The sequence below is a fragment of the Burkholderia sp. B10 genome (genome assembly GCF_004368385.1).
Classification (GTDB): domain Bacteria; phylum Pseudomonadota; class Gammaproteobacteria; order Burkholderiales; family Burkholderiaceae; genus Burkholderia; species Burkholderia vietnamiensis.
In genome coordinates, this window is record NZ_PQMX01000111.1 from 1 (window position 1) to 14,203 (window position 14,203).

12 protein-coding genes are annotated in these 14,203 nt (G+C 67.3%); 10 read left to right on the top strand and 2 right to left on the bottom strand.

The genetic code is table 11. The features are described from left to right. Positions 1–2: 2 nt before the first annotated feature. The 6 genes from C3Y15_RS29600 (at position 3) to C3Y15_RS29625 (ending at position 6,875) form a co-directional block, all read left to right on the top strand. A complete protein-coding gene (locus C3Y15_RS29600; RefSeq protein ID WP_243860289.1) occupies positions 3–443 on the top strand; it encodes a biopolymer transporter ExbD in 441 nt (146 codons plus the stop codon). A 281-nt stretch (positions 444–724) separates the two neighbouring features. After that, on the top strand, positions 725–3,319 hold the full coding sequence (gene leuS / locus C3Y15_RS29605; RefSeq protein WP_014722439.1) for a leucine--tRNA ligase: 2,595 nt from the start codon (positions 725–727) through the stop codon (positions 3,317–3,319). Positions 3,320–3,357: 38 nt separating this feature from the next. After that, positions 3,358–3,912 carry an LPS assembly lipoprotein LptE gene (gene lptE, locus C3Y15_RS29610; RefSeq protein ID WP_014722440.1) on the top strand — a complete coding sequence of 185 codons (555 nt, stop codon included), beginning with the start codon at positions 3,358–3,360 and terminating at the stop codon, positions 3,910–3,912. An 18-nt stretch (positions 3,913–3,930) separates the two neighbouring features. Further along, entirely contained in the window at positions 3,931–5,025 is a 1,095-nt protein-coding gene (gene holA / locus C3Y15_RS29615) for a DNA polymerase III subunit delta (protein ID WP_011883263.1), read from the top strand. A gap of 138 nt (positions 5,026–5,163) precedes the next feature. Continuing rightward, on the top strand, positions 5,164–6,435 hold the full coding sequence (locus C3Y15_RS29620) for a glutamate-5-semialdehyde dehydrogenase (RefSeq protein WP_011883264.1): 1,272 nt from the start codon (positions 5,164–5,166) through the stop codon (positions 6,433–6,435). 17 nt (positions 6,436–6,452) lie between these two features. Then, positions 6,453–6,875: a CopD family protein gene (locus tag C3Y15_RS29625; protein WP_014722442.1), complete on the top strand. Its 423-nt coding sequence runs from the start codon at positions 6,453–6,455 to the stop codon at positions 6,873–6,875. 87 nt (positions 6,876–6,962) lie between these two features. Here C3Y15_RS29625 and C3Y15_RS29630 read toward each other — a convergent pair whose 3' ends face one another. Beyond that, positions 6,963–7,811: a MurR/RpiR family transcriptional regulator gene (locus C3Y15_RS29630; protein WP_011883266.1), complete on the bottom strand. Its 849-nt coding sequence runs from the start codon at positions 7,809–7,811 to the stop codon at positions 6,963–6,965. 291 nt (positions 7,812–8,102) lie between these two features. On the opposite strand from C3Y15_RS29630, the gene edd reads away from it, so the two are divergent. The 4 genes from edd (at position 8,103) to C3Y15_RS29655 (ending at position 12,705) form a co-directional block, all read left to right on the top strand. Then, positions 8,103–9,959, top strand: a complete 1,857-nt coding sequence (gene edd, locus C3Y15_RS29635; protein WP_011883267.1) for a phosphogluconate dehydratase — start codon at positions 8,103–8,105, stop codon at positions 9,957–9,959. A gap of 19 nt (positions 9,960–9,978) precedes the next feature. Further along, on the top strand, positions 9,979–10,605 hold the full coding sequence (gene eda / locus C3Y15_RS29640; protein WP_011883268.1) for a bifunctional 4-hydroxy-2-oxoglutarate aldolase/2-dehydro-3-deoxy-phosphogluconate aldolase: 627 nt from the start codon (positions 9,979–9,981) through the stop codon (positions 10,603–10,605). A gap of 221 nt (positions 10,606–10,826) precedes the next feature. After that, positions 10,827–12,188 (top strand): GntP family permease, encoded by a 1,362-nt coding sequence (locus tag C3Y15_RS29650; RefSeq protein WP_046422617.1) that lies wholly within the window; start codon positions 10,827–10,829, stop codon positions 12,186–12,188. Between the two features lie 13 nt (positions 12,189–12,201). Continuing rightward, positions 12,202–12,705, top strand: coding sequence for a gluconokinase (locus tag C3Y15_RS29655; protein ID WP_011883270.1), 504 nt, complete (start codon positions 12,202–12,204; stop codon positions 12,703–12,705). Between the two features lie 109 nt (positions 12,706–12,814). Here the strand turns inward: C3Y15_RS29655 and purB are convergent. After that, a partial coding sequence (gene purB, locus C3Y15_RS29660; RefSeq protein WP_011883271.1) for an adenylosuccinate lyase occupies positions 12,815–14,203 on the bottom strand: 1,389 nt, incomplete at its 5' end.

Sequence of the window (14,203 nt, forward strand, 5' to 3'; positions counted from 1 at the left end):
GGCTGGAGCACCACAAGACGTCCGCGCCGATGGCGGAGATCAACATGACGCCGCTGATCGACGTGATGCTCGTGCTGCTCGTCATCTTCATCATCACCGCGCCGCTGATGACGCACGCGATCCGGCTCGACCTGCCGAAGGTCGCGGCCGGCGTCGCGCGCGATACGCCGCAGTCGGTCACGTTGTCGATCGACGACGCCGGCAAGCTCTACTGGGACGACACGCCCGTCACGCTCGACGCGCTGCCCGCGCGCCTGCGGGCGGCGGCGGCCACCGCCGCGCCGCCCGAGTTGCGGCTGCGCGCGTCGCGCGCGACCCGCTATGACGTGATCGCGCAGGTGATGGGCGCCGCGCAGGCCGCGGGCCTGACGCGGATCGGCTTCGTCACCGACCTGCCGCCGGCGGGCGCCGCCGCGCCCACCGCCGCGGGCGCGAAACCCTGAGCGGAGCGCGTCGCATGCACGCGCTCCGCACAAGAATGCATGCCGGCCCGCGACACCGGCCGTACCGGCCGTCACGGACGGTATAATCGTCGTTTCCGCCCGGTCGGCAGGGTTTCGCCGGGTAACCCGGAGCACCGCCGGGTTACCCGGCGAAGATCCGGCAACCACGATGCAGGCCCGCGACCCGTGTGCCTGCCGCCGCCGCCGGGCTGCCCGATTTCGTCCACTTCCGCGTGCCCGCCTGAATCGCGCGCCGCTTAAAGCCTAGTCCGAACCACACCATGCACGAGAGATACGTACCCGCCGACGTCGAAGCCGCCGCCCAGGGCGACTGGCGCGCAGCCGATGCCTACAAGACGAAGGAAGATTCGCAGAAGCCGAAGTTCTACTGCGTGTCGATGCTGCCGTATCCGTCCGGCAAGCTGCACATGGGTCACGTGCGCAACTACACGATCAACGACGTGATGTACCGCTATCTGCGGATGAACGGCTACAACACGCTGATGCCGATGGGCTGGGACGCGTTCGGGATGCCGGCCGAGAACGCCGCGATGGCCAACGGCGTGCCGCCCGCGAAGTGGACCTACGACAACATCGACTACATGAAGGGGCAGATGCAGTCGATGGGCCTCGCGATCGACTGGTCGCGCGAGATCGCGACGTGCAAGCCCGACTACTACAAGTGGAACCAGTGGCTGTTCCTGAAGATGCTCGAGAAGGGCATCGCGTACAAGAAGACGGGCACCGTGAACTGGGACCCGGTCGACCAGACCGTGCTCGCGAACGAGCAGGTGATCGACGGCCGCGGCTGGCGCTCGGGCGCGCTCGTCGAGAAGCGCGAAATCCCGATGTACTACCTGCGCATCACGCAATACGCGGATGAGCTGCTGAACGATCTCGACGGCCTCGGCTGGCCCGAGCGCGTGAAGATCATGCAGCAGAACTGGATCGGCAAGAGCTTCGGCGTGAACTTCGGGTTCCCGTACGAGCTCGACGGCGAGAAGGCGCTGCTGCGCGTGTTCACGACGCGCGCCGACACGATCATGGGCGTCACGTTCTGCGCGATCGCGGCCGAGCATCCGCTCGCGACGCGCCTCGCGCAGGGCAAGCCCGAGCTGCAGGCGTTCATCGACGAATGCAAGCGCGGCGGCGTCGCCGAAGCCGACGTCGCGACGATGGAGAAGAAGGGCATCGCGACGGGCTTCTCGGTCACGCACCCGCTGACCGGCGAGGCGGTCGAGGTCTGGATCGGCAACTACGTGCTGATGAGCTATGGCGAAGGCGCGGTGATGGGCGTGCCGGGCCACGACGAGCGCGATTTCGCGTTCGCGAAGAAATACGGGCTGCCGATCAAGCAGGTGATCGCCGCCGAAGGGCAGACGTACTCGCTGGACGCATGGCAGGAGTGGTACGGCGACAAGGACGCCGCGGTCTGCGTGAACAGCGGCAAGTACGACGGCCTGCGCTACACGGAAGCAGTCGACGCGGTCGCGGCCGACCTGAAGGCCGGCGGCTTCGGCGACAAGCAGGTCACCTGGCGCCTGCGCGACTGGGGCGTGTCGCGCCAGCGCTACTGGGGCACGCCGATTCCGATCATCCACTGCCCGTCGTGCGGCGACGTGCCGGTGCCCGAGCAGGATCTGCCGGTCGTGCTGCCGGAAGACCTCGTGCCGGACGGCACGGGCAACCCGCTCGCGAAGTCCGAGGCGTTCCTGAACTGCACGTGCCCGAAGTGCGGCGCGGCCGCGAAGCGCGAAACCGACACGATGGACACCTTCGTCGATTCGTCGTGGTACTTCTCGCGCTACACCGCGCCGGACGCCGACACGATGGTCGACGCGCGCACCGATTACTGGATGCCGATGGATCAGTACATCGGCGGCATCGAACACGCGATCCTGCACCTGCTGTATTCGCGCTTCTGGACCAAGGTGATGCGCGACCTCGGCCTCGTGAAGTTCGGCGAGCCGGCCAAGAACCTGCTCACGCAGGGGATGGTGCTCAACGAGACGTACTATCGCGAAGACGCGACCGGCAAGAAGACCTGGTACAACCCGGCCGACGTGACGGTCACGCACGACGACAAGGGCCGCCCGGTGGGCGCCACGCTGAACGCCGACGGCCAGCCGGTGGTGCTCGGCGGCATCGAGAAGATGTCGAAGTCGAAGAACAACGGCGTCGATCCGCAGGTGCTGATCGACCAGTACGGCGCCGACACCGCGCGCCTCTTTACGATGTTCGCCGCGCCGCCCGAGCAGCAGCTCGAGTGGTCGGGTGCGGGCGTCGAGGGCGCGAGCCGCTTCCTGCGCCGCGTGTGGAGCTTCGGCGCCGGCAACCGCGAGGCGCTCGCCGCGCGCGCGGGCTTCGACGCAGCGTCGCTGGGCGACGCCGACAAGGCGCTGCGCCGCGAAATCTACAGCGTGCTGAAGCAGGCCGACTTCGACTACCAGCGCCTGCAGTACAACACGGTCGTGTCGGCGGCGATGAAGATGCTGAACGCGATCGACGGCGCGAAGGGCGCGACGCCCGGCGTGCTGCGCGAGACGTACGGCGTGCTGCTGCGCGTGCTGTACCCGGTCGTGCCGCACGTCACGTTCGAACTGTGGAAGGCGCTCGGCTACGCGGACGAATTCGGCCCGCTGCTCGACGCACCGTGGCCGAAGGTCGACGAGGCCGCGCTCGAGCAGGCCGAGATCGAACTCGTGCTGCAGGTGAACGGCAAGGTGCGCGGCGCGCTGAAGGTCGCGAAGGATGCGACGCGCGACGCGATCGAAGCCGCGGCGGTGGCCGACGAAGCATTCGCGAAGTTCAGCGACGGCAAGCCGGCGAAGAAGATCGTCGTCGTGCCGGGCCGGCTCGTGAACATCGTCGTCTGACGGCCGCCGGCCGTCGGGTGCACACAGAAGGAGCGAAGGTGATCCGCAGATCGTTTTTGATGCTCGCCGCCGGCAGCGCGCTCGCGCTGTCGGCATGCGGTTTCCAGTTGCGCGGCCAGCAGAACTATGCGTTCAAGCACCTGCTGATCGCCGGCGCGCCGGCGCCGGTGCAGGCGCGCCTGGTGCGCCTCGTCGAGGCCGGCAGCGACACGAAGATCGTCAAGTCGCCGGACGACGCCGACGCGGTGCTGAGCATGTGGGAGTCGCGCGGCCAGAACACGCTGACGCTGAACAAGTACGGCTCGGCGCAGGAGTACGCGCTGTTCTACACGCTGAACTACACGCTGACGAGCAAGGACGGCACCGTGCTGATCCCGCCGAGCGCGATCGCGCTGAACCGCGCGATGACGTACAGCGATCAGTACACGAACGCGAAGGCCCAGGAAGCCGACATCCTGTACGCCGACATGCAGAACGATGCGGTCGACCAGCTGATGCGGCGTCTCGCGATCGTCCACTCGCTGACGCCGGCGCCGGAAGACGTGGTGCCGGGCGTGGCGCCGCGCGCGCCGCTGCCGCCGCCGCCGCTCTGATCTGCCGCGCACGCACCGATGCAATTGCGACTTGATGCGCTGGAGCCGCACCTCGCGAAGGGGATGGCCGGACTCTACACCGTCTACGGCGACGAGCCGCTGCTCGCGCAGGAAGCGTGCGACCGCATTCGTGCGGCCGCGCGCGCGGCCGGCTTCACCGAGCGCTCGGTGCATACGGTCGAGCGCGGCTTTGACTGGAGCGTGCTGCTCGGCGCGACCCAGGCGATGTCGCTGTTCGGTGAGCGCCAGCTGATCGAGCTGCGCATTCCGTCGGGCAAGCCGGGCAAGGAAGGCGCCGACGCGCTGAAGACGCTCGCGGCGACGCCCAATCCGGACGCGCTGATGCTCGTCACGCTGCCGCGCCTCGACGCGGCCACGCAGAAATCCGCCTGGTTCACCGCGCTGCAGAATGGCGGCGTCGCGCTGAAGATCGATCCGGTCGACCGTGCGCAGCTGCCGAACTGGATCGGCCAGCGCCTGTCGATGCAGGGCCAGCGCGTCGCGCCCGGCGAAGACGGCCGCCGTGCGCTGCAGTTCATCGCGGAGCGCGTCGAGGGCAACCTGCTCGCCGCGCATCAGGAAATCCAGAAGCTCGGGCTGCTGTATCCGCAAGGCGTGCTGGCGTTCGAGCAGGTGCACGACGCGGTGCTGAACGTCGCGCGCTACGACGTGTTCAAGCTGAACGAGGCGATGCTCGCCGGCGATGCCGCGCGGCTCGCGCGGATGATCGACGGCCTGAAAGGCGAGGGCGAGGCGATCGTGCTGGTGATGTGGGCCGTCGTCGAGGAACTGCGCACGCTGTTGCGGATCAAGCGCGGCGCGAGCGCCGGCAAGCCGCTCGCGACGTTGCTGCGCGAGAACCGCGTGTGGGGGCCGCGCGAGCGGCTGATCGCCCCGGCGCTGAATCGCGTGTCGGAAGCCATGCTCGAGAAGGCGCTCGCGTTCGCCGCGAAGCTCGACCGGCAGGTGAAGGGGCTGTCGGCCGTCACGCCCGGCCGCCGCACGCACGACGATCCGCCGCCCGACCCGTGGGACGGCCTGTTCCAGCTCGCGATGACGGTCGCGGGCGAGCGCGGCGAGCGACCGCCGACCGCGGGTCGCGTGCGGCGTTAAGCCCGCCCGGCGCGCTCAGCGTCCGTTCTGCAACCCGCTTACAATGCTCCGACAGGCCGCGCGGCCCGTGTTGTCCGCGCGCCGACGCTTTCCCCCGAATTCACGCCGCGCGAAGCGGCTCGTTTCTCGAGTCACACGATGGATATCGACCAATACATGACGGACCTGGGCCGCCGGGCCCGGCACGCGTCGCGCGCGATGGCGCGCGCCAGCACGGCCGCGAAGAACGCGGCGCTCGACGCCGTCGCGCGCGCGATCGAGCGCGACGCCTCGGCGCTGAAGGAAGCGAACGCGCGCGACGTCGCGCGTGCCCGCGACAAGGGGCTCGACGCGGCGTTCATCGACCGCCTGACGCTGTCGGACAAGGCATTGAAGACGATGGTCGAAGGGCTGCGCCAGGTCGCGTCGCTCGCCGATCCGATCGGCGAGATCAGCAATCTCAAGTACCGCCCGAGCGGGATCCAGGTCGGCCAGATGCGCGTGCCGCTCGGCGTGATCGGGATCATCTACGAGTCGCGGCCGAACGTGACGATCGACGCGGCCGCGTTGTGCCTGAAGTCGGGCAATGCGACGATCCTGCGCGGCGGCTCCGAGGCGCTCGAATCGAACGCGGCGCTCGCGAAGCTGATCGGCGAGGGGCTCGAGGCGGCCGGGCTGCCGCAGGACGCGGTGCAGGTGGTCGCCACCGCCGATCGCGCGGCGGTCGGCAAGCTGATCACGATGACCGAATACGTCGACGTGATCGTGCCGCGCGGCGGCAAGAGCCTGATCGAGCGCCTGATCAACGAGGCGCGCGTGCCGATGATCAAGCACCTCGACGGCATCTGCCACGTGTATGTCGACGATCGCGCCGATCTCGCGAAGGCGCTCACCGTGTGCGACAACGCGAAGACGCACCGCTACGGCACCTGCAACACGATGGAGACGCTGCTCGTGTCGAGCGGCATCGCGGCCGCGCTGCTGCCGCCGCTCGGCAAGCTGTATCGCGACAAGCAGGTCGAGCTGCGCGTCGATGCGGCCGCGCGCGCGGTGCTCGCCGATGCGGGCGTCGGCCCGCTGGTCGACGCGACCGACGCGGACTGGCACACCGAATATCTGGCGCCGGTGCTCGCGATCAAGGTCGTCGACGGGCTCGACGCGGCGATCGAGCACATCAATCACTATGGGTCGCACCACACCGATGCGATCGTCACCGAGGATCACGATCGCGCGATGCGCTTCCTGCGCGAAGTCGATTCGGCGAGCGTGATGGTGAACGCGTCGACCCGCTTCGCCGACGGCTTCGAGTTCGGCCTCGGCGCGGAAATCGGCATTTCGAACGACAAGCTGCACGCACGCGGCCCCGTCGGCCTGGAAGGGCTGACGTCGCTGAAGTACGTCGTGCTCGGGCACGGCGAAGGCCGTCAGTAACGCGAGGCGCACAACCGATGGCAATGCTCTGGGTCAAGACCTTCCATATCGTACTGATCGCCGCGTGGTTCGCCGGCTTGTTCTACCTGCCGCGCATCTACGTGAACCTGGCCATGGAAACCGATCCGGCCGCGGTGCGGCGCCTGCTGCTGATGGCGCGCAAGCTGTTCCGCTTCATGACGCTGATCGCCGTGCCGGCGCTCGCTTGCGGGCTGTGGCTCTGGCTCGTGATCGGCATCGGCCAGGGGCAGGGGTGGATTCATGCGAAGGTCACGGTGGTGCTGCTGCTCGTGATCTACCACGCGTATTGCGGGCATCTGCTGAAGGTGTTCGAGCGCGGCGAGAACCGCCGCACCGACAAGTGGTATCGCGTGTTCAACGAGCTGCCGGTGCTCGGCATGCTGATCGCGGTCGCGCTGGTCGTGATCAAGCCGTTCTGAGCGAGCGGCACGCGCCGCGGGCCAACCGCGGCTATCGACCTGCAACGGCGCTCCGATGGGGCGCCGTTTTTGCTGTGGCGTCGCGCGCTAGTCCTTTGCCGGATCGTCGATCCGGCGGCGCGTGATCGCCTCCTTCGCGCGGCCGACGCGCTCCATCAGCGCCGGCCCGCGCGACAGCGCGACGCCGACCGCCAGGATGTCGCCGATCGCGAGATGCGACATGCGCGACGTCATCGGCGAGAACACGTCGGTTTCCTCGGCGACGTTCGACGCGAGGCTCACCGTCGCCAGTTTCGCGAGCGGCGAATGGCTTTGCGTGATCGCGACGACCTTAGCGCCGCACGCGAGCGCCGAGCGCGCGGCGTCGACGATGTCGCGCGTGCGGCCGGTGTTCGAGATCGCGACCACGACGTCGTGCGGCCCGAGAAGCGCCGACGACATCGAGAACGTATGCGGGTCGGAATACGCGACGCTCGGCACGCCGAGCCGGAAGAACTTGTGCTGGATGTCCTGCGCGGCGATGCCCGAGCCGCCCGCGCCGTAGAACTCGATGCGCGACGCGTGCGACAGCAGCGCGATCGCGTCGGCGACGCTGCCGGCCGACAGGCTGTTGCGTACTTCGATCAGCGCGCCGATCGTGCGGTCGAACACCTTGCCGATGATGCCGGGCGCGGGCTCGTCGGGCTCCACGTCGCGATACACCGACGACACGCCCGGCGCGACGCTCTGCGCGAGCCGGATCTTGAATTCGCGAAAGCCGCTGCAGCCGAGCGCCTGACAGAAGCGCGCAATGGTCGGCTGGCTGACGCCCGCGCGGGTCGACAGCTCGGTCATCGCGAGGTCGAGCACCTCGCGCGGCGCGGCGAGGATGTAGTCGGCGAGCTTGCGCTCGGACGGGCGCAACTCGGGGCGGATCGCTTCGATGCGAGGCAGCATGGGACGGCGGAAAGGGAATCGGGTTCGGATGACGGAGTGTATCGCAATCGAATTGTAGAAAATCTACATGAAAATGCTAGGTGGTGGAGTGGGGTTTTGCGGGGGCGCGCTCAGTGAGAATTAGGGTTTTCACTGAGTAGTGCCTTGCTGGTATTGGGAATGGCGGTTGCGCGCAGGATCATGTGCATTGCATGCGTGTAGTTTTTCTACTAGACTTCCTTCGTTCGACGCAACTCGATCGTCCCCACGATTCCAACCGCCGGTGTCGTCCGGCATACAGGAGCGCCCAGCATGACGTCGCTGCATCCCACCCTGGCGAAAGTCACCGATCGCGTGATCGCCCGCAGCCAATCGACCCGTTCGGCCTATCTGCAGCGCATCGACCGCGCGCAAGGCAAGTTCCCGGCGCGCGGCGCGCTGTCGTGCGCGAACCTCGCGCACGGCTTCGCCGGTCTCGAAGGCAGGGACAAGTTCCAGATCAAGGCGATCCGCGAGCCCAACATCGGCATCGTGTCCTCGTACAACGAGATGCTGTCCGCGCACGCGCCGTACAAGGATTTTCCCGACATCATCAAGGCCGCCGCACGCGAGAACGGCGGCGTCGCGCAATTCGCGGGCGGCGTGCCGGCGATGTGCGACGGCATCACGCAGGGCAACGCCGGGATGGAGCTGTCGCTGTTCTCGCGCGAGGCGATCGCGATGGGCACCGCGATCGCGCTGACGCACAACATGTTCGATGCCGCGCTGTGTCTCGGCATCTGCGACAAGATCGTGCCGGGCCTGCTGATCGGCGCGCTGCAGTTCGGCCACCTGCCGACCATCTTCGTGCCGGCCGGCCCGATGACGAGCGGCCTGTCGAACGACGACAAGGCGAAGATCCGCCAGCAGTTCGCGACCGGCCAGGTCGGCCGCGACGCGCTGCTCGAAGCCGAGTCGGCCGCGTATCACGGTCACGGCACCTGCACGTTCTACGGCACCGCGAACAGCAACCAGATGCTGATGGAGCTGATGGGCCTGCACCTGCCGGGCTCGGCCTTCGTTCACCCGCACACGCCGCTGCGCGACGCGCTGACCGCGCAGGCCGCGCGCCGCGTGCTCGACCTGACGGTCGAGCGCGGCCAGTACACGCCGATCGGCCACGTGATCGACGAGAAGGCGATCGTCAACGGGATCGTCGCGCTGCTCGCGACCGGCGGCTCGACCAACCACACGCTGCACCTCGTCGCGATCGCGCGCGCGGCCGGCATCCTGATCGACTGGAACGATTTCGACGAGCTGTCGGCGGTCGTGCCGCTGCTCGCGAAGATCTATCCGAACGGCAAGGCCGACGTAAACCATTTCCACGCGGCCGGCGGCGTCGCGTTCCTGGTGCGCAACCTGCTCGAAGGCGGTCTGCTGCACGAAGACGTGACGACGGTCGCCGGCAAGGGCCTGTCGCACTACACGCAGGAGCCGAAGCTGATCGACGGCAAGCTGACGTGGGTCGACGGCACCGCCGAGAGCCACGACACGAAGGTGCTGCGCAGCATTCGCGAGCCGTTCCAGCCGGACGGCGGCCTGCGGCTGATGCAGGGCCGGCTCGGCCGCGGCGTGATCAAGATTTCGGCGGTCGCGCCCGAGCATCGCAAGGTGAAGGCGCCCGCGATCGTGTTCGATTCGCAGGAAGCCGTGCAGGCGGCGTTCGATCGCGGCGAGCTCAAGCGCGATTTCGTCGCCGTCGTGCGGTTCCAGGGCGCGCGTGCGAACGGGATGCCCGAGCTGCATCGTTTGACGCCGCTGCTCGGCGTGCTGCAGGATCAGGGCTTCCATGTCGCGCTCGTCACCGACGGCCGCATGTCGGGGGCGTCGGGCAAGGTGCCGGCGGTGATTCACGTGTCGCCGGAAGCGCTGCTCGCCGGCCCGCTCGGCAAGGTGAAGACGGGCGACACGCTCGTGATCGACGCGGAAGCCGGCGTCCTCGACATCGAGATCGACGACGCCGAATGGCAAGTGCGCCCGGTGGCGCAGCCGCTGCACCAGGCCGACAACGAAACGGGTTTCGGGCGCGAACTGTTCGGCGTGTTCCGCGCGGCGGCCGCGCCGGCCGAGCAGGGCGCATCGGTTTTCGGGACGCTGGTCGGCGAAACCGCCGCACACGTCGCTGCATGAATTTCAAGGAGCTCCATCAATGAAGACGATTGCTGAAATCGTGAAGCTGGGCCCGGTGATTCCGGTGCTCGCATTCGACTCGGTCGAGCAGGGCGAACACGTGTCGCGCGCGTTGCACGCGGGCGGCGTCAAGGTGCTCGAAATCACGCTGCGCACGCCGGCCGGCATCGAGGCGATCCAGCGCGCGAGCCAGCTGGCGGACGACATCGTCGTCGGCGTCGGCACCATCACGAAGCCCGAGCACTGCGCGCAGGCGAAGCGCGCGGGCGCGAAGTTCGGCGTGTCGCCGGGCCTGACGAAGGACCTGCACCTCGCGTCGCTCGACGCCGGCCTGCCGCTGCTGCCGGGCGTGATGACGCCGAGCGACATCATCCAGGCGCTCGAATTCGGCTACGAGACCGTGAAGTTCTTCCCCGCGCAGCAGGCCGGCGGCGTGCCGATGCTGCAGGCGTTCCACGGCCCGTTCCCGGCGCTGAAGTTCTGCCCGACCGGCGGCATCACGGTCGAAACCGCGCCGAACTTCCTGAAGCTGCCGAACGTCGTGTGCGTCGGCGGCTCGTGGCTCACGCCGAAGGCCGCGCTCGCCGCGCAGGACTGGGCCGAAGTCACGCGTCTCGCGCAAGCCGCGAGCCAGCTGCCGCGTTGATGCTTGTACACAATGACATCCGAACCCTCGGGAAACGGGCGCTTAGTGCTTGTTTTTCCGAGGGTTTTTGCTGATGGAACCGGTTCTATCCGCGGGCCGCAAAGATAAGTAAAATTCAGCGTCCTGACCGGGTGGGTACCCCCGGTGTTTCGGAGACCTGCATAGCCGGGCATACTCGCAACCACTCGCCCGGTTTCGAACAATCCTAGGAGGAGTGCCACATGGGGGCTGTCCAAGGCAGCATGCTGCTCGTTTTCACGCTGATCGCGATTGCCGCGTTGATCCTGATGATCGCGCGCTTCAAGATCTACCCGTTCCTGGTGCTGATCATCGTTTCGCTGGGCCTCGGTCTCGCCGTCGGGATGCCGATGGACAAGATCGTCAAGTCGTTCGAAACGGGCACGGGCGGCACGCTCGGTCACATTGCGATCGTCGTCGGTCTCGGCACGATGCTCGGCAAGATGATGGCCGAATCGGGCGGCGCCGAACGGATCGCGACCACGCTGATCGACTGGTTCGGTGAAAAGAACATTCACTGGGCGATGATGTTCGTCGCGATCATCGTCGGCCTGCCGGTGTTCTTCGAAGTCGGCTTCGTGCTGCTGATTCCGATCGCGTTCAACGTCGCGAAGCGTACCGGCAAGTCGCTGCTGGTCGTCGGGCTGCCGATGGTGGCCGGCCTGTCGGTCGTGCACGGGCTGATCCCGCCGCACCCGGCCGCGCTGCTGGCCGTTCAGCAATACGGCGCCGACATCGGCAAGACGATCGCGTTCGGTTTGATCGTCGGCGTGCCGACCGCGATCATCGCTGGCCCGCTGTTCGCGCTGACGATCTCGAAGTTCGTGAAGCTGCCGGACAACAATCCGCTCGCCGCGCAGTTCGTCGATACGCGCGCCGATGGCGACAATCGCGAGCTGCCGGGCTTCGGCCTCACGCTGTTCACGATCCTGCTGCCCGTGGTGCTGATGCTCGTCGGCAGCTGGGCCGATCTCGTGTTCGCGCCGAAGTCGCTGCCGAATAACCTGCTGCGCTTTGCCGGCAACTCCGACGTCGCGCTGCTGATCGCCGTGCTGGTGAGCTTCTTCACGTTCGGCAAGCTGCAGGGCTTCAACCGCGACCAGATCCAGAAGTTCTGCAGCGAGTGTCTCGCGCCGATCGCCGGCATCACGCTGATCGTCGGCGCGGGCGGCGGCTTCGGCGGCGTGCTGCGCGACAGCGGTATCTCGCAGCAGATCGTCGAGACGGCGAAGCACGCGCATCTGTCGCCGCTGCTGCTCGGCTGGTTCGTCGCGGCGCTGATGCGTCTCGCGACGGGTTCGGCAACCGTCGCGATGACGACGGCGTGCGGCATCGTCGCGCCGATCGCCGCGGCGGCCGGTACGACGGTCAGCCCGGAGCTGCTGGTGCTCGCGACGGGCTCGGGCTCGCTGATCTTCTCGCACGTGAACGACGGCGGCTTCTGGCTGATCAAGGAATACTTCGGGATGACGGTCGGTCAGACGTTCAAGACCTGGTCGTTGCTCGAAACCATCATCTCCGTGCTTGGCCTGGGCTTCACGCTGGCGCTCAGCATGGTTCTGTAACAAGGGGTAGTCAATGATTCTGATCGCAATGGGCGTGTCGGGCGCGGGCAAGTCGCGAATCGGCGAAATGCTGGCGGAACGCCTGTCGTGCAGCTATACCGACGGCGACGCGTTTCACAGCGCCGCCAACAAGGAAAAGATGCACCACGGCATTCCGCTGACCGACGACGACCGTTGGCCGTGGCTGCGCGCCATTCGGGCGGCCATCGAAGAAAAGCAGCGCGCGGGCGAGACGGCCGTGTTCACGTGCTCGTCGCTGAAGCGCTCGTATCGCGACGTGCTGCGCGGCACCGACGCCGACGTGCGGTTCGTGTATCTGAAGGGCTCGTTCGACGTGTTGCGCGAGCGCCTGAAGACGCGCACCGGCCACTTCTTCGATCCGTCGCTGCTGAAGAGCCAGCTCGAGACGCTCGAGGAACCGGGCGCGGACGAAGCGATCGAGGTCAGCATCGAATTGACGCCCGAACAGATCGTCGACGAAGTGATGGTGAAGATCGGCCTCGCGCAGCAGCACTGAGCTGCCGCTCGAGCCGGGACGGACGATTCCGTTCCGACCGTCTGAAAAGCAAAAAGCCCGATGCGAAGCAGTTCGCATCGGGCTTTTTTGCGTCAGCCGACGGTCGCGCTTATGCGATCCGCTTCGCGAGCTCGACGGCCTTGCCGATGTACGACGCGGGCGTCATCGCGAGCAGGCGATCCTTCGCGTCCTGCGGGATCGCGAGCGTGGCGACGAATTCCTGCAGCGCTTCGCGCGTGATGCCCTTGCCGCGCGTGAGCTCCTTCAGCTGCTCGTACGGATTCTCGATGCCGTAGCGGCGCATCACCGTCTGCACCGGCTCCGCGAGCACTTCCCAGCAGTTGTCGAGGTCGTCGTGCAGGCGCTGCGGGTTCACTTCGAGCTTGTCGAGGCCGCGGATCAGCGAGTCGTACGCGAGCAGCGAGTAGCCGAGCGCGACGCCCATGTTGCGCAGCACCGTCGAGTCGGTCAGGTCGCGCTGCCAGCGCGACACCGGCAGCTTGTCGGCGAGGTGGCGCAGCGTCGCGTTCGCGAGGCCGAGGTTGCCTTCCGAGTTCTCGAAGTCGATCGGGTTGACCTTGTGCGGCATCGTCGACGAGCCGATCTCGCCGGCCTTCGTCTTCTGCTTGAAGTAGCCGACCGAGATGTAGCCCCACACGTCGCGGTCGAGGTCGAGCAGGATCGTGTTGGCGCGCGCGACCGCGTCGAACAGCTCGGCCATGTAGTCGTGCGGCTCGATCTGGATCGTGTACGGGTTGAAAGTGAGCTTCAGGCGGTTTTCGATCACGTCGCGCGAGAACGCTTCCCAGTCGAATTCCGGATACGCCGACAGATGCGCGTTGAAGTTGCCGACCGCGCCGTTCATCTTGCCGAGGATCTCGACCTTCTCGATGCGCGCGATCGCGCGGCCCAGGCGGGCGGCGACGTTCGCGAGTTCCTTGCCGAGCGTCGTCGGGCTGGCCGGCTGGCCGTGCGTGCGCGACAGCATCGGCTGATCGGCCAGGGCGTGCGCGAGCGCGACGAGACGCTGGTGGACGGTGCGCAGCGCCGGCACGATCACGTGCTCGCGCGCGCCGGCGAGCATCATCCCGTGCGACGTGTTGTTGATGTCCTCGGACGTGCAGGCGAAGTGGATGAACTCGCTCGCCTTCTCGAGCTCGGCCTGGCCCTTCACCGATTCCTTCAGCCAGTATTCGACGGCCTTCACGTCGTGGTTCGTCACGCGCTCGATGTCCTTGATGCGGGCGGCGTCGTGCGCGGTGAAGCGCTCGGCGAGCTGCAGCAGGAATTGCTCGGACGCGTCGGAGAAGCGCGGAATTTCGGCGAAGCCGGCGCGCGACAGCGCGATCAGCCAGTGCACCTCGACGGTGACGCGGTGGCGCATGAACGCGGCTTCGGAGAGCCAGTCGCGCAGCGCTTCGGTCTTGCTGGCGTAGCGGCCGTCGATGGGCGAGAGCGCGGTGAGGGCGAAAAGCGTATCGGGACGAGTGTCGGACAT

Bases quoted from the DNA above. Each gene is read 5' to 3' on its own strand.
- edd (WP_011883267.1), top strand. From the start codon at position 8,103: ATGACGTCGCTGCATCCCACCCTGGCGAAAGTCACCGATCGCGTGATC.
- holA (WP_011883263.1), top strand. From the start codon at position 3,931: ATGCAATTGCGACTTGATGCGCTGGAGCCGCACCTCGCGAAGGGGATG.
- C3Y15_RS29620 (WP_011883264.1), top strand. From the start codon at position 5,164: ATGGATATCGACCAATACATGACGGACCTGGGCCGCCGGGCCCGGCAC.
- C3Y15_RS29650 (WP_046422617.1), top strand. From the start codon at position 10,827: ATGGGGGCTGTCCAAGGCAGCATGCTGCTCGTTTTCACGCTGATCGCG.
- eda (WP_011883268.1), top strand. From the start codon at position 9,979: ATGAAGACGATTGCTGAAATCGTGAAGCTGGGCCCGGTGATTCCGGTG.
- C3Y15_RS29655 (WP_011883270.1), top strand. From the start codon at position 12,202: ATGATTCTGATCGCAATGGGCGTGTCGGGCGCGGGCAAGTCGCGAATC.
- C3Y15_RS29630 (WP_011883266.1), bottom strand. From the start codon at position 7,811: ATGCTGCCTCGCATCGAAGCGATCCGCCCCGAGTTGCGCCCGTCCGAG.
- leuS (WP_014722439.1), top strand. From the start codon at position 725: ATGCACGAGAGATACGTACCCGCCGACGTCGAAGCCGCCGCCCAGGGC.
- C3Y15_RS29625 (WP_014722442.1), top strand. From the start codon at position 6,453: ATGGCAATGCTCTGGGTCAAGACCTTCCATATCGTACTGATCGCCGCG.